Annotated in this window: 18 protein-coding genes; 12 read left to right on the top strand and 6 right to left on the bottom strand. The window is 73.9% G+C overall.

Features of this window, described 5'->3' with window-relative positions:
* Window positions 1–110: 110 nt before the first annotated feature.
* Entirely contained in the window at window positions 111–731 is a 621-nt protein-coding gene (locus ME121_RS30050) for a glutathione S-transferase N-terminal domain-containing protein (RefSeq protein ID WP_012321357.1), read from the top strand.
* 59 nt (window positions 732–790) lie between these two features.
* Complete coding sequence (locus ME121_RS30045; protein ID WP_029361449.1) at window positions 791–2,362, top strand: ABC transporter substrate-binding protein; 1,572 nt, start codon at window positions 791–793, stop codon at window positions 2,360–2,362.
* Between the two features lie 31 nt (window positions 2,363–2,393).
* Here ME121_RS30045 and ME121_RS30040 read toward each other — a convergent pair whose 3' ends face one another.
* The gene (locus ME121_RS30040) at window positions 2,394–4,367 is read right to left on the bottom strand and encodes a putative bifunctional diguanylate cyclase/phosphodiesterase (RefSeq protein WP_012321359.1); all 1,974 of its coding nucleotides are present in this window, start codon (window positions 4,365–4,367) and stop codon (window positions 2,394–2,396) included.
* Window positions 4,368–4,788: 421 nt separating this feature from the next.
* Here ME121_RS30040 and ME121_RS30035 point away from each other — a divergent pair, with 421 nt between their 5' ends.
* From ME121_RS30035 to gph, 6 genes are all read left to right on the top strand, one after another.
* Window positions 4,789–5,133: an MliC family protein gene (locus tag ME121_RS30035; protein ID WP_012321360.1), complete on the top strand. Its 345-nt coding sequence runs from the start codon at window positions 4,789–4,791 to the stop codon at window positions 5,131–5,133.
* 180 nt (window positions 5,134–5,313) lie between these two features.
* Window positions 5,314–6,270, top strand: coding sequence for a GlxA family transcriptional regulator (locus ME121_RS30030; protein ID WP_089231506.1), 957 nt, complete (start codon window positions 5,314–5,316; stop codon window positions 6,268–6,270).
* Window positions 6,271–6,375: 105 nt separating this feature from the next.
* Entirely contained in the window at window positions 6,376–6,822 is a 447-nt protein-coding gene (locus tag ME121_RS30025; protein WP_012321362.1) for a (2Fe-2S)-binding protein, read from the top strand.
* Between the two features lie 10 nt (window positions 6,823–6,832).
* Window positions 6,833–9,109 carry a xanthine dehydrogenase family protein molybdopterin-binding subunit gene (locus ME121_RS30020; protein WP_089231504.1) on the top strand — a complete coding sequence of 759 codons (2,277 nt, stop codon included), beginning with the start codon at window positions 6,833–6,835 and terminating at the stop codon, window positions 9,107–9,109.
* A gap of 31 nt (window positions 9,110–9,140) precedes the next feature.
* Window positions 9,141–9,935: an SDR family NAD(P)-dependent oxidoreductase gene (locus ME121_RS30015; RefSeq protein WP_029361445.1), complete on the top strand. Its 795-nt coding sequence runs from the start codon at window positions 9,141–9,143 to the stop codon at window positions 9,933–9,935.
* A gap of 122 nt (window positions 9,936–10,057) precedes the next feature.
* Window positions 10,058–10,762 (top strand): phosphoglycolate phosphatase, encoded by a 705-nt coding sequence (gene gph, locus ME121_RS30010; RefSeq protein ID WP_059410121.1) that lies wholly within the window; start codon window positions 10,058–10,060, stop codon window positions 10,760–10,762.
* On the opposite strand, the gene rclC is transcribed toward gph, so the two are convergent.
* From rclC to ME121_RS29990, 4 genes are all read right to left on the bottom strand, one after another.
* Window positions 10,759–11,382 carry a reactive chlorine resistance membrane protein RclC gene (gene rclC, locus ME121_RS30005; RefSeq protein WP_024828788.1) on the bottom strand — a complete coding sequence of 208 codons (624 nt, stop codon included), beginning with the start codon at window positions 11,380–11,382 and terminating at the stop codon, window positions 10,759–10,761. The two genes, gph and rclC, sit on opposite strands and share 4 nt — an antisense overlap.
* Before the next feature lie 36 nt (window positions 11,383–11,418).
* Complete coding sequence (locus ME121_RS30000) at window positions 11,419–11,766, bottom strand: carboxymuconolactone decarboxylase family protein (protein WP_012321367.1); 348 nt, start codon at window positions 11,764–11,766, stop codon at window positions 11,419–11,421.
* A gap of 87 nt (window positions 11,767–11,853) precedes the next feature.
* On the bottom strand, window positions 11,854–12,834 hold the full coding sequence (locus ME121_RS29995; RefSeq protein WP_059410120.1) for an AraC family transcriptional regulator: 981 nt from the start codon (window positions 12,832–12,834) through the stop codon (window positions 11,854–11,856).
* 84 nt (window positions 12,835–12,918) lie between these two features.
* Entirely contained in the window at window positions 12,919–13,632 is a 714-nt protein-coding gene (locus tag ME121_RS29990) for a TetR/AcrR family transcriptional regulator (RefSeq protein WP_059410119.1), read from the bottom strand.
* 153 nt (window positions 13,633–13,785) lie between these two features.
* On the opposite strand from ME121_RS29990, the gene ME121_RS29985 reads away from it, so the two are divergent.
* The 4 genes from ME121_RS29985 (at window position 13,786) to ME121_RS29970 (ending at window position 17,625) form a co-directional block, all read left to right on the top strand.
* Window positions 13,786–14,991 (top strand): acyl-CoA dehydrogenase family protein, encoded by a 1,206-nt coding sequence (locus tag ME121_RS29985; RefSeq protein ID WP_059410118.1) that lies wholly within the window; start codon window positions 13,786–13,788, stop codon window positions 14,989–14,991.
* A 71-nt stretch (window positions 14,992–15,062) separates the two neighbouring features.
* A complete protein-coding gene (gene bktB / locus ME121_RS29980; RefSeq protein WP_059410122.1) occupies window positions 15,063–16,241 on the top strand; it encodes a beta-ketothiolase BktB in 1,179 nt (392 codons plus the stop codon).
* A gap of 17 nt (window positions 16,242–16,258) precedes the next feature.
* On the top strand, window positions 16,259–17,299 hold the full coding sequence (locus ME121_RS29975) for a phosphotransferase family protein (RefSeq protein WP_059410117.1): 1,041 nt from the start codon (window positions 16,259–16,261) through the stop codon (window positions 17,297–17,299).
* A complete protein-coding gene (locus tag ME121_RS29970; protein WP_012321373.1) occupies window positions 17,296–17,625 on the top strand; it encodes a DUF6285 domain-containing protein in 330 nt (109 codons plus the stop codon). Before ME121_RS29975 ends, ME121_RS29970 begins: the two co-directional genes overlap by 4 nt.
* 137 nt (window positions 17,626–17,762) lie before the next feature.
* Here the strand turns inward: ME121_RS29970 and ME121_RS29965 are convergent, their stop codons facing one another.
* Window positions 17,763–18,158, bottom strand: a complete 396-nt coding sequence (locus ME121_RS29965) for a CsbD family protein (protein ID WP_012321375.1) — start codon at window positions 18,156–18,158, stop codon at window positions 17,763–17,765.
* Between the last annotated feature and the right edge of the window lie 43 nt (window positions 18,159–18,201).

Below are 18,201 nucleotides of genomic sequence, written 5' to 3'. Positions count from 1 at the left end.
TCTCGGCCTGCCGGAGCCCGAGGCGGCCGCGGTCGCGGCCTGAGCGCCGGCCGAATTGCCGGACCCCGCGGCCGGCCCTAGCTTCCCTCCGCACGGCGGAGGCGCCCGCGATGATCGATCTGTACGCCTGGAACACCCCCAACGGCCGGAAGATCAGCGTGGCGCTGGAGGAGATGGCGCTGCCCTACCGGGTCATCCCGGTCGACATCACCCAGGGCGCGCAGCACGCGCCGGACTTCCTGGCGATCAGCCCGAACAACCGCATCCCCGCCATCGTCGATCCGGACGGGCCGGACGGGTCGCCGATCCCGGTCTTCGAGTCCGGCGCGATCCTGCTCTACCTCGCCGAGAAGACCGGCCGCTTCCTGCCCGAGGACCGGCGGCAGCGCGTCGCCGCCCTGGAATGGCTGATGTGGCAGATGGGCGGCTTCGGGCCCATGCCCGGCCAGGTTCACCACTTCCTGACCGTCGCCGAGGCCGACCGCGCCTACGGGCTCGCCCGCTACAGCACGGAGACGCACCGGCTCTACGGCGTGCTGGACCGGCGCCTCGCGCAGGTCGCGTACGTCGCGGGACCGCTCTCGGTGGCGGATTTCGCGATCCTCGGCTGGGCGTGGCGCCACGAGCGCCATCAGGTCGACCTCGCCGACTACCCGCAGGTCCGGCGCTGGTACGACCGGATGATGGCGCGCCCCGCCGTGCAGCGGGGCTTCGCCGTCGCGCTGAGCTGAGGCGGGGCGTCCCTGGTCCGGCGCTTGCGACGCGGAGGTCCACCGTTCGGGGAGTGACGATGAGGCGACGCACCTTCCTCGCCGCCGGGGCCGCGGCCCTGGCGGCCCCGGCCGTCGGGCGGGCGCAGGGCGCCCGGGTCCTGCGCATGGTCCCCCAGGCGAACGTCACCTCGATCGATCCGATCTGGACGACCGCGATCGTCACCCGCAACCACGCCTACGTGATCTACGACACGCTGTTCGGCCTCGACGCCGAGCTGCGGCCGCGGCCGCAGATGGCGGCCGGCCTCAAGGTCGAGCAGGACGGGCGCCGGGTGACGATCCCCCTGCGCGCGGGCCTGCGCTTCCACGACGGCACGCCGGTCCTGGCGCGGGACTGCGTCGCCAGCATCCGGCGCTGGGCGGCGCGCAACGGCTTCGGCCAGACCCTGATGGCCGCCACCGACGAACTCGCCCACGACGGCGACACCGATATCGTGTTCCGCCTGAAGGCGCCGTTCCCGCTCCTGCCCCAGGCGCTGGCGAGCGTCAGCCAGCCGGCCTTCGTCATGCCCGAGCGGATCGCCCAAACCGATCCGTTCAAGCAGATCACCGACGCCACCGGCTCCGGGCCGTTCCGCTGGAAGGCCGACGAGTTCAACTCGGGCAGCCTGATGGTCTACGAGCGCCACCCCGGTTACGTGCCGGCGCCCGGGACGCCGAGCCTGACGGCGGGCGGCAAGGTCGCCCATTTCGACCGGATCGAGTGGCGGATCATCGCCGACGGCGCCACCGCGGCGGCGGCCCTGCAGAACGGCGAGATCGACTGGTACGAGCAGCCGCCGCCCGAGCTCCAGCAGCTGCTCGCCCGCAACCGCGACATCGTGGTGGAGGGCCTCGACCGGCTCACCAACCCGGCGATCCTGCGGATGAACCACCTGCAGCCACCCTTCGACGACGTCGCGGTGCGCCGGGCGGTGCTGCCGGCGATCGTCCAGAGCGACTTCATGGCGGCGATCGTCGGCGACGATCCGGCCACCTACGACGACCGCTGCGGGATCTTCACGCCGGGCACGCCGATGGCGAGCCAGGCCGGCCTGGAGGCGCTGACCGGGCCGCGCAGCCTGGAGGCGGCCCGGGCGGCGCTCAAGGCCTCGGGCTACGACGGGGCGAAGATCCGGCTGATCGGCCCCACCGACATCCTGGCGCCGTCGGCGCTGACCCAGGTCGCGGCCGACCTGCTCCCCCGGATCGGCTTCAACGTCGACCTGGCCCTGAGCGACTGGGGCACGGTGATCCAGCGGCGCGTCTCGCGCGAGCCCGTCGAGAAGGGCGGCTGGTCGGTGCTGCTCACGACCTTCTCGTCCTTCGACAACGCCGACCCCGCCGCCCTCCAGCCGCTCCGGGCCAACGGGCCGAACGCGTGGTTCGGCTGGCCGTCGGTGCCGCGGCTGGAGGCGCTGCGGACCGCGTGGTTCGCGGCCTCTGACGCGGAGGCGCGCCGGGCGATCTGCGCCGACATGCAGCGGATCGCCCTTGAGGAGGTCGTGTTCGTGCCGGTCGGCTCCTACCGCTCGATGACGTCCTACCGGCGCGACCTGACGGGCCGCCTCCCGGGCTTCCCGATCCTCTGGAACCTCCGGCGCGCCTGAGGGCGCGGCTCCGCCGCGCGCCGGGGCCGCCTCAGGCCCTCCGGCGCACCGTGCCGGCCTCTGCCTCTGCTTCCGCCGCGCCCTCGCGCTCCAGCCGCTCCAGCAGGTCGCCGAGGGGCATCGGGCGGCCGATGTGGTAGCCCTGGGCGTAGCGGCTGCCGTGCCGCCGCGCCACGTCCAGCTGGGCCTGCGTCTCGATTCCCTCGACGATCCCGTCGAGGCCGAGGTTGCGGCACAGGTCCAGGATCGCGGAGACGAGGCTGCAGCCCCGGTCCGTGTCGATGTCGGCCATGAAGCCGCGGTCGATCTTGATCTTGTCCAGGGGCAGGCGGTGGACGTAGCCCAGGCTGGAATAGCCGGTCCCGAAATCGTCCAGGGCGATCTTGATGCCGAGGCTGCGCAGGGTGGTGATGGCCGCCTTGGCGTGATCGAAGTCGCGCATCAGGGCGGTCTCGGTCAGTTCGAGCGTCAGGCGGCGCGGGTCGAGGCCGCTGCCCCGTACCGCCGCCAGGATCGCCAGGACGGTCTCCGGCGAGGCGAGGTCGTGGGCGGAGAGGTTGAAGGACAGGCCGGTCCCGGGCGGCAGCCGCGCGCCGTCGGCGAGCGCCTTGCGCAGGAGCAGGAGCGTCACCGTGTGGATCATGCCGCAGCGCTCGGCGGCCGCGATGAACCGGTCCGGCGCGACGCGGCCCAGCGTCGGGCTCGTCCAGCGCGCCAGACCCTCCACGAAGGCGGTCCGGCCCGTCTCGAGGTCGAGGACCGGCTGGTAGTGCAGCACCATCTCGGCGGCGAGATCCGCCGTCCGCAGGGCCGTCTCCACCGCCTGCTCGGCGCGGATCGCGTCCTTGTGCTCCTGCGAGAACAGGGTCGTCGCGCCGCGGCGCTGCTCCTTGGAGTGGTAGAGCGCGTAGTCGGCGCGGTCGAACAGGGCGTCGGCGTCGTGCGAGATCCGGCAGGGCAGGGCGAGCCCGCCCGAGCAGCCCGTGACGACCCGGATGTCGCCGATCTGGATCGGCTGCTGCAGCGCCGTGCAGACGCCGTCGCAGAAGGCGAGCGCCGCCGCGGCCGAATCCGGCGCGCGCAGCAGCACGCCGAACTCGTCGCCCCCCAGCCTCGTCACCACCGCGTCGGCGCCCGCGAAGCCCGCGAGGCGCCGGCCGGCCTCCGCCAGGACCCGGTCGCCGACATTGTGCCCGTAGGTGTCGTTGATCGGCTTGAAGCGGTCGAGGTCGAAGATCGCCAGGGCGAAGGGTGTCTCCGTTCCCGCGGACGACCGGATCGCCTCGTCGAGCTTCTGGAAGAAGTAGCGCCGGTTGGGCAGGCCGGTCAGGCTGTCCGTCTGGGCGAGGCGCGCGTTCTCCTCCGAGAGCCGGCTCGCCACGGCCTGGGACGCGACGAGGTCGACGAAGGCCCGGTAGTTGGTGTTGAGGATGCGGACCATCACCGCCGTGACGAAGGCCGTGTTGGCGGCGATGGCCAGGAAGACGTCGTTCCCGCTGGTCACGCAGCAGAACAGGAACACGCTCATGACGATGCCGGTCACCAGGAAGGCCGCGACCGGCAGGTGCGTCAGGCAGAAGATGCAGGCGATCACCGTGACGGCCACGAAGATCGCCACGTGGCCCTGCTCGTAGGGGCCGCCGTACCGGTTCAGGACCATCGCCCAGATCACGAAGGCGACCGAGAAGAAGGCCGTGAGCACCGTGGTCAGCCGCAGGTGACGGGACGCCCGCGCTTCGCCGAACGTCTCGGGCCGCAGCCGCAGCCAGTGCGCCGCCCGCACCACGCACAGCGAGATCACGACGGCCGGGATGCCGAGCGTCAGGAAAGCGGGCGCCAGACCGTAATGCGTCACGGCGAGGGCGCCGGCATTGACCGAGAGCAGGCCGTAGAGGCTCGGGACCTGCTTCTGCAGCTCCGCGAGCTGACGCGTGGCGGTCAGGCCGCGGGCGGATGCGGTCAACGACGCGATCAGTAACGAGAGCAGATGTCTAGGACGGTTCATCGGAGCTGTGGCTGCGCTATTTTCCTATTACTATTTTTGATTGATTAAGGAGACATTTAAGCGACGAAAGAGGAAAATAGTCGTCCGGGGCCTGGCCGCGCGCTCTCGGGACCCCTTTATCGGCGATCTTCAGAAGACGTGATGGCGATCGATCGGAGTTTCGGCGACATCTGCCCTGTCTTGACTGAGTGGCGCCGTGAATTTTATTGACTCAGTTGCTGGGGCTTGATTTCAGATCTTCATCGGCTGGTCCCGCGCCGGCCCGGCAGGCCCGACCCGATGCCACGCCGGGTCTCGCCCGTGCCCGGACTCCCGGCGGGCCGCCAGGACTGGCTGCCTGCCCGTCGATTGCCCGCGCGGCGCATCCCGGCGATGATCGCCGCCGCGACGCGGCCGAGGCCGGGAGGTTGGGGAGAGACCGATGAGAACCCGTGACCGGGCCGCCCGCCTGGCGATCCTCCTCGGCGGCCTGTCCATGGCCGCCGGGCCCGGGCGGGCCGAGACGATCGACGTGACCTTCGCCTGTTCGAACGGACAGGCGCTGGCCGTCACGTTCGTGAACGCGGCGGGGCCCGACAAGGCGGTGGTCCGGCCGGCGAACGGCGCCGCCGTCACCCTGCCCGTGCAGATGAGCGGTTCGGGATACCGCTACGCCGACGCCACGCACGAACTCCGGGGCAAGGGGCGGTCGGTCACGTGGACCGACGGGTCCGGCAAGCCCGTCACCTGCACCGACCCCACCCCGGCCGACGCCAAGCCGCGCTAGAACGTCCGGAGCCGGGCAGGGGGTGGGCCCTGAGACCGGCCCCGAGATCGGCCCTGAGATCTTCGCCGAACTCCGCTCCGGGAGCGGTTCCGGACGCGGATGCCTCCTTTCCGGCCACGACTCTTGTGCCGGCCCGGCCGGGGCCTGATGTTGGCCGCCGGCGAAGCGGAGCGGTGGTCCATGGCTGTCGTGCGGCGGATCGGCCTCGTGGTCTGTCCCGATTTCGATTTCATGGCCCTGGCGGTGACCTCGCCGTTCGTGCTGGCCAACAAGTACGCGGGGGCGACACTCTACGACGTCCGCGTGCTCGCCGAGCAGGGCGGCCGGGTCCGCGCGGGCCTGGGCCCCGACATCGCCACCGAGCCCCTGGGCGCGCCGGACGCCTTCGACACGATCCTGGTCGCGGCCGGGATCGGGCTCCCGGAGACCACGCCGGGCCTCGCCGGCTACCTCCGGGTGGCGGCCCGGGCGACCCGGCGGGTCGCGGGGCTGTGCCTGGGCGCGTTCGTCCTGGCCGATGCCGGCCTGCTCGACGGGCGCCGCGCCACGACCCACTGGCACTTCGCGGCGCAGTTCCGCGAGCGCTATCCCGCGGCCCGGCTGGACATCGACAAGATCTACATCGCCGACGACAACATCTGGACCTCGGCCGGCATGTCGGCGGCGATCGACCTCGCGGTGGGCATGGTGGAGCGCGACCACGGCCGCGACCTCGCCCACCGCGTCGCCCATGGCCTGGTGATGGAGCGCCGCCGGGCCGGCGGCCAGGCGCAGCACTCGGCGCTGCTCGAGGTGGATGCGCGCACGGACCGGATCCAGAGCGTCCTCGCCCACGCCCGCCGCAACCTGCGGCGGCCGCTCACCACCGAGGACCTCGCCGCCGTGGCCTGCCTCAGCCCGCGCCAGTTCACCCGGCTATTCCGGGCCGAGACCGGCGTCTCGCCCGCCAAGGCCATCGAGACGATCCGCGTCGAGGCCGCGAAGCTGATGCTGGAGGAGAGCCGCCTGCCCATCGAGGAGATCGCCCAGGAGGCGGGCTTCGCCAACCGCGAGCGGATGCGCCGCGCGTTCCTCCGGGTCCACGGCGCGGTGCCGCGGACGATCCGCCGGGCGGCCGGGCCGCTCGCGGTCGCCTGATCGCGCGGACATGGCCGGAAACGTGGCTTTTTTGACGTAGGCCGATCCCGGGGGGCGACCGTAAGCATGGCCGGGGGCTCAGCCGATCCTCGGAGAAACGCGGCCATGGTGAACCTGACGATCAATGGCCAGCCGCGCGCGGTCGAGGCCGAGCCCGACACGCCGCTCCTCTTCGTCCTGCGCGACACACTCGGGATGACCGGCACCAAGTACGGCTGCGGGATCGCTCAGTGCGGGGCCTGCACGGTGCTCCTCGACGGGCAGGCGACGCGCTCCTGCCAGGTGCCGCTGGAGAGCGTCGGCAGCCAGGCCGTCACCACCATCGAGGCGATCGAGCAGGACGCCGTCGGCCGGAAAGTCGTCGAGGCCTGGGTCTCCGTGCAGGTGCCCCAGTGCGGCTACTGCCAGTCGGGCCAGGTCATGGCCGCCACGGCCCTCCTCAAGCAGACGCCCAAGCCCACCGATTCCGAGATCGCCGAGGCGATGACCAACCTGTGCCGGTGCGGGACCTACAACGCCATCGCCGCCGCCGTGCGGCAGGCCGCCGCCTGAGGAGGCCGCCATGGACCAGCTCCTGGATTCCGCCCGTCACGGCGCGACCCTCGTCGATCCCGTCCCCGACGCCCCGGCCCGCCGGCCTTCCCCCTCCCGCCGCGGTGTCCTCGCGGCGGCCGGCGGCGCCCTGGTGCTGAGCGCCGTCGTGCCTCTCCGCGCCGCCCGGGCGGAGGCGCAGGGCCCCGCAGAGGGTGCGGGCGCCCTCGCGCCCAAGCCCGGCACCCGGGTCGCCGCCTTCCTGGAGATCCACCCGGACGGGACCATCAGGCTGCTGAGCCCCTTCGTGGAGGGCGGTCAGGGCATCGCCACCGGCCTGGCGCAGATCGTCGGCGAGGAACTCGACGTGCCGCCGTCCCGCTTCGCGGTGGAATGCGCGCCGCCCGGTCCCGACTACGCCGTCGTGAACGGCATCCGCATGACCGGCGGCAGCTTCTCGACCCGGTCGAGCTACGACGTCATGCGGCGTCTCGGCGCCACCGCCCGGGACCTGATGATCCGCGCCGCCGCGGCCCGGCTCAAGGTTCAGGAGGGCGAACTCACCACCCGCGACGGGGTCGTCCTGCACCCGGCATCGGGCACGGCGCTCCCCTACGGCGCCCTGGCGGCCGACGCGCTGGCGCTGAAGCCGAACGAGGGCGTCGCCCTGCGCGACCCCCGGACCTTCCGCTACATCCGCAGGTCGGTCCCGCGGATCGACGCGCGGGACAAGTCGACCGGCCGGGCGATCTACGCGATCGACCAGAAGGTCGACGGCATGCTCTACGCCGCCGTGCAGCACGCGCCGCGGCTCGGGACCGAGCCGGAGAGCCTGAAGAACGAGGCCGAGATCGGGGCGATGCCGGGCGTGCACGCCGTGCACCGCCTGCCGGGGGCCGTGGCGGTCACGGCCGACAGCTGGTGGCGCGCCCGCAAGGCCGTCGAGGCGCTGCAGGTGGACTGGTCCGCCGGCAAGGCCAGCGGCCTCGACACGGTGGCGGCCGATTTCTCCTCCGCCGGCATGCTCGCGGCGCTGAAGGCCTCGGCCGATCCGGGCCACGTCGCCGAGGCGGAGGGCGACGTGGCGGGCGCCTTCGCCAGCGCCGCCAAGGTGGTCGAGGCGGATTACGAGGCACCCTACCTCGCCCACGCCCAGCTCGAGCCGCCCTCGGCGATCGCGCGGTTCAACGGCGACGGCACCCTCGACGTCTGGCTGCCGAACCAGATGCCGGAGGTGTTCCAGGCGGTGTCGGCCAAGGTCGCGGGGCTGGAGCCGGCCCAGGTCCGCATCCACTCGCCGATGCTCGGCGGCTTCTTCGGCCGGCACTTCACCTACGAGGCCGGCAACCCGTTCCCGCAGGCGATCCTGCTCGCCAAGGCGACCGGGCGGCCCGTGAAGGTGCTGTGGTCGCGCGAGGAGGAGTTCGCCCGCGACGCGGTCCGGCCCCTGAGCTTCAGCCGATTCCGCGCGGCCCTCGACGCGGCGGGCCGGCCGACCGCCGTCACGGTGCGCACGGTCGGCGAGGGGCCGATCGGCCGCTACTTCAGCATGATGATGCGGACGCCGGTCGACCCGTCCGCGGTCGAGGGCATCGTCGAGAAGCCCTACGCGGTGCCGAACCGGCGCATGACCTTCACCAAGGTCGCGCATCCCGTGAACATCGCGTTCTGGCGCTCCGTCGGCCACTCGATGAACGACGCGTTCTACGAGAGCTTCCTCGACGAGGTCGCGCAGGCCGGCGGGCAGGACCCCTTCGCGCTGCGCATGGCGCTCCTCGCGGACAGCGCCCGCCACCGCGCCCTGCTGACGGCGGTGGCCGAGATGTCGGGCGGCTGGCGGCGCGGCCCCTACCGGGCCGGGGGCGGCCAGCGCGCCCGCGGCGTCGCGATGGCCTCGCCCTTCGGGTCGGAGACCGCCACCGTCGCGGAGGTGTCCGTGGAGGGCGGCGAGGCCCGCGTGCACAATCTCTGGATCGCGTTCGATCCGGGCAGCATCGTCAACCCGGCGATCGTCAAGGCGCAGGTCGAGTCGGCGGCCGCTCTCGGCCTGTCCTCGGTCCTGTTCGAGCAGATCGTCTACCGGGACGGCGTGCGCCAGTCGCAGAACTACGACACCTACCCGATCCTGCGCCGGGAGCACATGCCGGCCGTGCACGTGCGCATCGTCGAGAGCGGCGCGCCGATGGGCGGTGTCGGCGAGCCGGGGCTGCCGGGCGTGCCGCCCGCGGTGCTCAACGCCGTCGCGGCGCTGACCGGCCAGCGGATCCGCGCCCTGCCGATGGCCAACACCAAGCTCGGCGCCGCCTGAGCGCCCGACAACTGACCGCGGGACGACCACGATGACACAGGCTCACGGCAAGGCCCTGGTGACGGGCGCGTCCTCGGGGATCGGCGCGGAGTACGCGGCGCAGCTGGCGGCGCGGGGGCACGACCTCGTCCTCGTGGCCCGCGACGCGGCCCGGCTGGAGGCCCTCGCGGCGCGCCTCGGCGGGGAGACAGGCGTGGCGGTCGAGGTTCTGCCCGCCGACCTGACCCGGCCGGCCGACGTCGCCGCGGTCGCCGCGCGCCTCGCCGCCGACGCGGCGCTGCGCCTGCTGGTGAACTGCGCCGGCCTCGGGCCGATGGGGCCGGTCCTCCCCGGGCCGGCGTCGGGCTACGACCCCATGGTCGCCCTCAACGTGACGGCGCTCCAGCACCTGACGCTGGCGGCGGCCCCAGCGTTCGCGGAGCGCGGCGGCGGCACGATCGTGAACGTGTCGTCGGTGGTCGCCCTGCTGCCCGAGCGCTTCAACGCGGTCTACGCGGCCAGCAAGGCCTACGTGCTGGCGCTCACCCAGGGGCTCGCCGCCGAGCTCGCGCCCCGGGGCGTGCGCCTGCAGGCGGTGCTGCCCGGCATCACCCGCACCGAGCTGTTCGCGCGGGCGGGCGCCGATCTCGACCGGATCCCCGCCGCGATGATCATGGAGGCGCGGGATCTCGTGGCCGCGGCCCTCGCGGGGCTCGACGCGGGCGAGCCGGTCACGATCCCGTCCCTGCCCGAGATCGACGACTGGGCAGCCTTCGAGGCCGCCCGCCTGCGCCTCGGCCCGAACCTCTCCCGCAGCGCGCCGGCCGCGCGCTACGGCCTCGGCTGAGCGGCGTCCGGGGCGCGCGGCCCGCCCTGGCCCGGGCGCGCCGGACCCGCTAGGAACCGCCCGTCCCGGAGAGCGAGGCGTCGGCGTCCCGCGGCGGCCCGACTGCGACGCGGAGAACACCCTTGCCTGCGCCCCCGCCCGCGGCCCCGTCGCGCTTCGACGCCGTGCTCCTGGATCTCGACGGCACCCTCGTCGACAGCCTGGCCGATCTCCGGACAGCCCTGAACGAAACCCTGGCGCGGGAGGGCCTGCCGCCAGCCGGTGCCGCCGCGATGCGGGCGATGGTGGGCGACGGCGCGGTGGCGCTGCTGCGGCGCGCCCTGCGGGCCTCGGGCGGCGATCCGGGGCGGGCGCCGGCGCTCTTGCCGGCCTTCCTGGCGGTGTACGAGCCGCTCGCGGCCGCCGGCACGCCCCTGTTCCCCGGCGCCGCCGCGGCGGTCCGCGATCTCCGGGCGGCCGGCTACGCCCTGGCCATCGTCACCAACAAGCCGGCCCGCGCCACCGGCCTGATCCTGGACGCGGTGGGGCTGGCGCCGCTGATCGACACGGTCGTGGGCGGCGACACGCTGCCCGAGCGGAAGCCCGATCCCGCGCCGCTCCGGGAGGCCCTGCGCCGCCTGGGTGTCGCGCCCGGACGGGCCGTCATGGTCGGCGACATGCACCACGACATCGCGGCCGCCCGGGCGGCCGGCACCGCCGCGATCCTGGCCCGCTACGGCTACGGGCGCCCCGAAGACGCCGAAGACGCCGACGCCGTCCTCGACGACATCGGCGGCCTGCGGGCGATGATCGGGGCGCTGCCCGCGGGCCGCGCCCCGGTCTCCTAGCGGTTTCCCGCGAGGTCGAGGCGGGCGGGGGCGCCCGGCGCTCGGGTCTGCCGCTCGAGGACGGCGCTGGCGCTGTCGGCGAGGACGAGCCAGGCGCCGGCCATGAGGGTGACGTCCTTGAGGACGAGGCGGCCCGCGCCCGACAGGTAGGGGAAGCCGTGCTGGGCATCGCCGAGCGCGGCGACCCAGGCCTCGGGGGTGGTGACGAGGAACGACAGGGTCACCACCGGGGTGAGGAAGGCGAGCACCGCCCCGGCCAGGCCCAGCCGCCGCGACACTAAGCCGGCGAGGACGAGCAGGCCGATCAGCAGCTCGACCGTGCCGAGGCCGCGGGAGAACGCGTAGGTGTGGTTGGCCGTCTGCCACGCGCGGGCGGCGAGGTTGAGCTCGCCCTCGTGGGTGAGGTGCTGGGCGTACTGGTCGGGGTGGGCGTAGAAGAACGCCATGACCGGGCTGTTGGCGACGAAGGGCGTGATGCTGTCGGCCTCGTAGGGCGCGAACTTGAGCGCGCCGATCCAGAGGAAGATGACCGCGATGGCGACCCGCATGGCCTGGAGGCCGAGGCGGTTCGAGCCAGGCCCCGAGACGAGGCCGAGGACGCGGCGAACCTGCGTGTTCATGACACGACTCCTTGCTCAATCGGATGGGGGGAGGGGCTACGCCTCGGCGGAGGCCGCGAAGGCGTCGAGCGCGCGGGTCGCGTAGACGACCGCGGCACCGGCACCGAGGCTGGTGGCGACCCCGAGGGCCTCGGCCAGCTCGGCCTCGGTGGCGCCGAGCTTGCGGGCGGCGTCGGTGTGGACCGTGATACAGCCGTCGCAGCGCAGGGAGATCGCCACCGCCACCGCGATCAGCTCGCGGGTCTTGGCGTCGAGCTGGCCGGTCTTCTGGCCTGCGGTGCTGAGGGTGCCGTAGCCCCGCACCGTGTCGGGGCTGAGCTTGGCGAAGTGTCCGACGCCGGCGGTGACCTGCTGGCGGTAGGTGTTCCAATCGATCATGGGCATGACGACCTCCTGCGTGATGACGAGGAAGGTAATCGGGGCCGGCCGCGCCCTCGATGGCCGCGCGGCGCAGGCTGATGACCGCGCGGATCAACCCGCCGGCGGCGCCTCGGCCTGCCGGGCCTGTCCGGGACGGATCCCGTACTTGCGCAGGAACGCCCGGCTGAGGGCGGCCGCGGACTGGTAGCCGACCTCCGCGGCGAGACGGTCCAGCGAGACCGTCTCGGTGCGCAGGCGGTGATGGGCGAGCCCGAGCCGCAGGTCGGTGAGGAATTCCAGCGGGGCGACGCCCGCCGCCGCGCGGAAGGCGCGCACGAGGCTCGCCCGCGACGCGGCGGCCGTCGCGGCCAGCGCGTCGAGCGTCCAGGGATGCACCGGGTCGCGCACCATCGCGAGCACCGCCCGGGCAGTCAGCGGCTGCCCCAGGAGACGCAGCAGCCCCTCGGCCGGGGCCGACGTCTCGAGATGCGCGCGCAGCATCATCATGAACAGCGCGCTCGCGAGGTTCTCGGCGACCGCGACCGACCCGGCGCGGAGGTCGTTCAGCTCCTCGCGGATGCCCGCCAGCAGCGGCGCGAACCGGGTGGCGAGGGGCTCGGCGCCGACGCTCAGGACCAGGAGGTCCGGCAGGGCGGTGACGATCAGGGTCCGGGGCGCCGCCTCGAAAGCCAGGCGGCCGCAGATCAGCTCGACGTCCGGCTCGGCCCCGACGGTGGTCTTGAACCGCAGGTCGTGCGCGTGGCGGACCGCGACGGGCAGGGGCGTCGACGGCGGCGGCCCCGCGCCGTGGAACAGGTGCGCGTCGCCGCGCGGCAGGAGCAGGATGTCCCCGGCCGCGACCTGCAGGGGCGCCCCGCCGGGCCGCCGCAGCGTGGCGCGGCCGCGCGTGACGAGGTGGAAATAGGCCTGCCGCGTCGGCTCCGCCTCGTGCGCGGCGGCCCAGGTGCCGCCGAAGCGGCAGACGTCGTCCAGGTGTGGCCGCACGCGCAGCAGCGGCGCGAGGCCGCTCAGCGGATCGTCGGCCCCGGCGGTCTCCGGCGCGCCCGCGCGGCGCCTGATCGGTCCGGCCATGCTCCCCGTGCTCCGGAATGTCTCCGGGCCCGGCATAAGGGCGCGCGGCGGCCTCGACCAGGGTTGTTCGTCCGTCGCGCGGCGTCAGCCCGCCGCGATGGCCCTCTCGACGAAGGCGGTCACGCCCGCGATGTAGCGCTGGATCGGGATGCCGCGCTTCCGGTGCTTGGCCCGCTTCACGTACCAGTCCTGCAGGAGCGGCTTGATCAGCGCGGCGGTGAGGTCGACGTCGGCGACCGCGAAGACGCCCGCCGCCGCGCCGCGGGCGAGGACCTCGGCGAAGATGCGCTCCGTGGCGGCCTCGCTCTCCGTCGCCATCGTCCGGGCGGGGGCCGGGAACCCCTTCGCCTCCATGAAGGCGAAGACGAACCAGGGCTGCATCGCCTCGGTCAGGCGGATATGGGTCTCGATCAGCCAGCGCAGGTGGGCGGCCGGATCCGCCGCGATCCCCGCCGGGGCCTGCCGCAGGACCGCCTCGGCCGTCTCGGCCACCTCGGTGAGGATCATCACCAGCAGCGTGTTCTTGTTGTCGAAGTACGAGTAGAGCCCGCCCATGCTGAGCCCCGAGGCCCGGGCGAGGTCGCGCAGGCTCGTCTCGTGGAAGCCCTGCCGGCTCGACAGCGTCAGCACCGCCTCGATGATCCGCGCGAGGTTGGCGACGGCGACGTGGTCCTTCCGGACGCTGATCCGGTCCCGGTGCCGCGCCAGGATCCGCGCGCAGATCGCCTCGGTCGCGTAGGCGTCCCTCGCCGGAAGGTTCGCCGGCGGGGCGGCCGGGGGAGCGTCTGCGGGGCTCATCGATCCATCGTCGCTCCGTCGCCGCGCGAGCCCGCCGGGGCCGCGGCCGGGGCCAGCTCCCGCGGTCTAGCCCGTTGCCAGGCACGAATCCAGGCGATAAAAAGCGAGCGCTCGCTCGATTTTCGTCGCCGGCACCGACCCAGGAGGTGGCCCGTGGATTTCACCATCTCCCCGCGCGTCGAGGATTACCGCGCCCGGATCGCGGCCTTCGTGGACGCGCATATCGTGCCGCTGGAGGCGGATCCGGCGGCCTATGACGGTCACGGCAACATCGGTCTCACCGAGCTGGCCCGGCTGCGCGCGCTCGCCCGCGACCAGGGCCTGTGGTGCCTGCAGCTGCGGCCCGAGACCGGCGGCGCCGGGCTCGACAAGGTCGGCATGGCGGTCTGCTACGAGGCCATGAACCGCTCGATCTTCGGGCCGGTCGTGTTCAACTCGGCCGCGCCCGACGACGGCAACATGATGGTGCTGGAGAAGGTCGCGACCCCGGACCAGAAGGCGCGCTGGCTCGCGCCGATCGTGGACGGGCGGGTCCGCTCGGCCTTCGCCATGACCGAGCCGCATCCCGGCGGCGGCTCCGATCCCGGGATGATCCAGACCCGGGCCGAGCGCCGCGGCGACGGCTACGTGGTCACCGGCCGCAAGTGGTACATCACGGGCGCCGAGGAGGCCGAGCACTTCATCCTGATGGCGCGCACCTCCGACGACGCGCGCAAAGGGCTGACCGCCTTCCTGTTCCACCGGGACCAGCCCGGCTGGCGGATCCTGCGCCGCATACCGATCATGGGCCCGGAGGAGCACGGCGGCCATTGCGAGCTGCTGTTCGAGGGCCTGGAGATCCCGGCCGAGAACGTCCTGATGAGAGAGGGCGACGGCCTGAAGCTCACCCAGATCCGCCTCGGGCCGGCGCGGCTGACCCACTGCATGCGCTGGCTCGGCCTGTCGAAGCGCTGCGTCGAGATCGCCCGGGCCTACGCGGCCGAGCGGCACGGCTTCGGGATCCGGCTGGCCGACCGGGAGAGCATCCAGCTGATGCTGGGCGACCTCGCTATGCGGATCGAGATCGGGCGCCTCCTGGTGATGAAGGCCGCCTGGGCCCTCGACCAGGGCAGCTTCGCCCGCAAGGAGGTGTCGATGGCCAAGGTGCACGTGGCCAACCTCCTGCACGCCGCCGCCGACACGGCGATCCAGATCAACGGCGCGCGGGGCTACTCGACCGACACGCCCCTCGAGTGGATCTACCGCTACGCCCGGCAGGCCCGCCTCGTGGACGGGGCCGACGAGGTCCACAAGATGGTCCTCAACCGCAACCTCGAGGCCGAGGGCGACGCCTTCTGGTCGTGGGGCGTCGGGGCCTGAGCGGCGCCGACACCGTCCATCCGCCGCGCGGGGCACGCCGGCAGGCTGATTGAGGCATGGAGGCCGAGAGTATGACCGAGGTCGTGATCACAGGCGCGGTGCGCACCGCCATCGGCACGTTCGGCGGCGCGCTGGCCGGCACGCCCCCCTCCGTCCTCGCCGCCCGCTGCGTCGCGGAGGCGCTGCGCCGCGCCGGGACCGCGCCCGAGGCGGTCGGCCACGTGGTCCTCGGCAACGTCATCCCGACCGAGCCCCGGGACGCCTACATCGCCCGGGTCGCGGCGATGGAGGGTGGCATCCCCGAGGAGGTGCCGGCCATGACGGTCAACCGCCTCTGCGGCAGCGGCCTGCAGGCGGTCGTCTCGGCCGCGCAGTCCATCCTGCTCGGCGACGCCGAGACGGCCCTGGCCGGCGGCGCCGAGAGCATGAGCCGTGCCCCCCACCTCCTGACCACCGGGCGGACCGGGTCGCGCATGGGCGACGCCGTGCTGGTCGACTACATGCTCGGCGCGCTGACCGACCCGTTCGGCAACGGCCACATGGGCGTCACCGCCGAGAACGTGGCCGCGCGCTACGCCGTCCCCCGCGACGTGCAGGACGCCTTCGCGGCCGAGAGCCAGGCCCGCGCCGCGCGGGCGATCCGCGAGGGCCGGTTCCGGGAGCAGATCCTGCCGATCGAGGTCCAGCGCCGGCGCGAGACGGTGGCCTTCGACACCGACGAGCACCCGAAGGCCACGAGCGCCGAGGACCTCGCCAAGCTGCGCCCGGCCTTCTCCAAGACCGGCAGCGTCACGGCCGGCAACGCCTCGGGGCTGAACGACGGCGCCGCGGCCCTCGTCCTGTCGAGCGCCGCGCGGGCGGAGCGCGACGGCGCGACGCCGCTCGCCCGGATCGTCGGCTACGCCCACGCGGGCGTGGACCCGTCCGAGATGGGCATGGGCCCGGTGCCGGCGGTGCGGCGCCTGCTGGAGCGGACCGGCCTGCGGGCCGCGGATTTCGACGTCGTCGAGTCGAACGAGGCCTTCGCGGCGCAGGCCTGCGCGGTCTCCCGCGAACTCGACCTCGACCCCGCGAAGGTCAACCCGAACGGCGGCGCCATCGCCCTCGGCCACCCGATCGGCGCCACGGGGGCGATCATCACCGTGAAGGCCCTCTACGAGCTGGCCCGGACCGGCGGCCGCTACGGGCTCGTGACCATGTGCATCGGCGGCGGCCAGGGGATCGCCATGGCCCTCGAGCGCGTCCCGTGACGCGGCCCTGAGGCACCATGCTGGACGCGGATCAGAGAACGGCGCTCTGCGCCTGGATCGGCCGGACCCTGGAGGCCGGGACGGTCACGCTCGACGACGCGCGGCCGCTGACCGGCGGCTCGATCCAGGAGAACTGGATGCTGTCCTGCCGGGTCGACGGGGCGCCGCGGGGCTTCGTCCTGCGCAAGGACGCGGCCGCCACCATCGCGTCGAGCCGCTCGCGGGCGGAGGAGTTCCGGATCCTGCGCGCCGCCTTCGCGGCCGGCGTGCGGGTGCCGGAGCCGGTCGGCTTCTGCGCGGATCCGGGGGTGGTCGGGGCGCCCTTCGCGCTGATGGGCCTCGTCTCCGGGGTCGGGCTGGGGCCGCGGGTGGTCAAGGACACGAGCCTCGGCGGCGACCGCGCGGCGCTCGCCGAGCAGCTCGGTCGCGAACTCGCCCGGACGCACGGCATCCTGCGGGCGGGCATCCCGGGAGCCGCCCCGGCGGACGACCTCGCCTTCCTCGGCGCGCCCGAGCCGGAGCCGGCCCGGGCCGAGATCCGCGCGCTGCGGGCGAGCCTCGACGGGATCGGCGCCGCGCGCCCGGCCCTCGAATGGGGCCTGCGCTGGGCCGAGCTCCGCGCGCCGCCCTGTCCTGAGCCGGTCCTGGTCCACCGCGACTTCCGCACCGGCAACTACATGGTCGATGCCGAGGGCCTGACGGCGATCCTCGACTGGGAATTCGCCGGCTGGGGCGACCCGGTGCAGGATATCGGCTGGTTCTGCGCCGCCTGCTGGCGGTTCGGCCGGCCCGATCTCGAGGCCGGCGGCATCGCCCCGCGGGCCGCCTTCTACCGCGGCTACGAGGCCGAGAGCGGGCGCGCGATCGACCCGGAGGCGGTGCGCTACTGGGAGGTCATGGCGCATCTGCGCTGGGCGGTGATCGCCCTGGAGCAGGGCCACCGCCACGTCTCCGGTCAGGAGACGTCGCTGGAACTGGCGCTCACCGGCCGGATGGCGCCCGAACTCGAGGCCACGATCCTGCGCGAGACCGCGCCCGAGCGGTGGGGAGCCCGATGAGCGACGCCTTCCCGGACGCGCCCGCCGGCGCCGCCCTCCTGGCGGTCGCCCGTCAGAGCCTCCTGGACGAGGTCGCCCCGGCCCTGTCGGGGCGCCAGCGCTACGTCCTGCTGATGGCCGCCAACGCGATCGGTCTGGTCATGCGGGAGATCGAGCAGGCGGGCGCCGCGACCGGGGCCTGGGAGCGGGCGCTGGACGGCGCCGCATCGGCGTCCGATCTGGTCGCGGCGATCCGCGCCGGCCGCCGCGACGGGGACGCGGCGCTCCACGCCGCGCTCGTCGAGGCCACGCGGATCGCCGCCGGCATCTGGAAGGCCCCGGGCTAGCGATCCCGGGCTCCAGATCCGGGCGTCAGTAGGTGCGGCCGGTGCCCCGGCGCCGGTCGTAGCGGCGCCCGAGATAGGCGATGAGCTTCGGCACGATGAAGGCCGTCAGGAGCTTGCGCAGCATCGGTGGAGCCTCCTCAGCGGGCACGGCGGGCGAGCCAGCCCGCCGCGAAGGCGACGGCGGCCAGACCCAGCAGGGTGTTGGTGCGGTTGGCGTCGGCCGTGCGGATCGCCTGCCGGCCGTAATCCGCGCCGCGGCGGCGCACGGCCCGGGCCCGGTCGCGGCCCTCGTCGATCAGGTGGTCGGCCCGTTTCCGGGCGGCCTCGGCCAGGTGGCGGCCGTCCTCCGCCAGGTCCTCGGCGAGGTCCTCGGCCCGGTCGCGGGCGCGGCCGTAGGCGTACTGGGCCCCGCCGGCCACCTGATTGACGGCGCCGCGCACCTGGCGGGCCGGGTCGCCGGTCAGGCCGCCCAGGGCGGTCTGGGCGCGGCCCTTGAGATGGCGGGACGCGCCGCGGATCTGGTCGCGGTTCATGCAGCTCTCCTGTTCTCGGGGGGATGGAGCCCCGTCTCGGGGC

It is taken from the genome of Methylobacterium sp. ME121, assembly GCF_000974725.1.
In the GTDB taxonomy this organism is placed as follows: Bacteria; Pseudomonadota; Alphaproteobacteria; order Rhizobiales; family Beijerinckiaceae; genus Methylobacterium; species Methylobacterium radiotolerans.
This window is presented reverse-complemented; position numbering and strand designations above follow the sequence as displayed.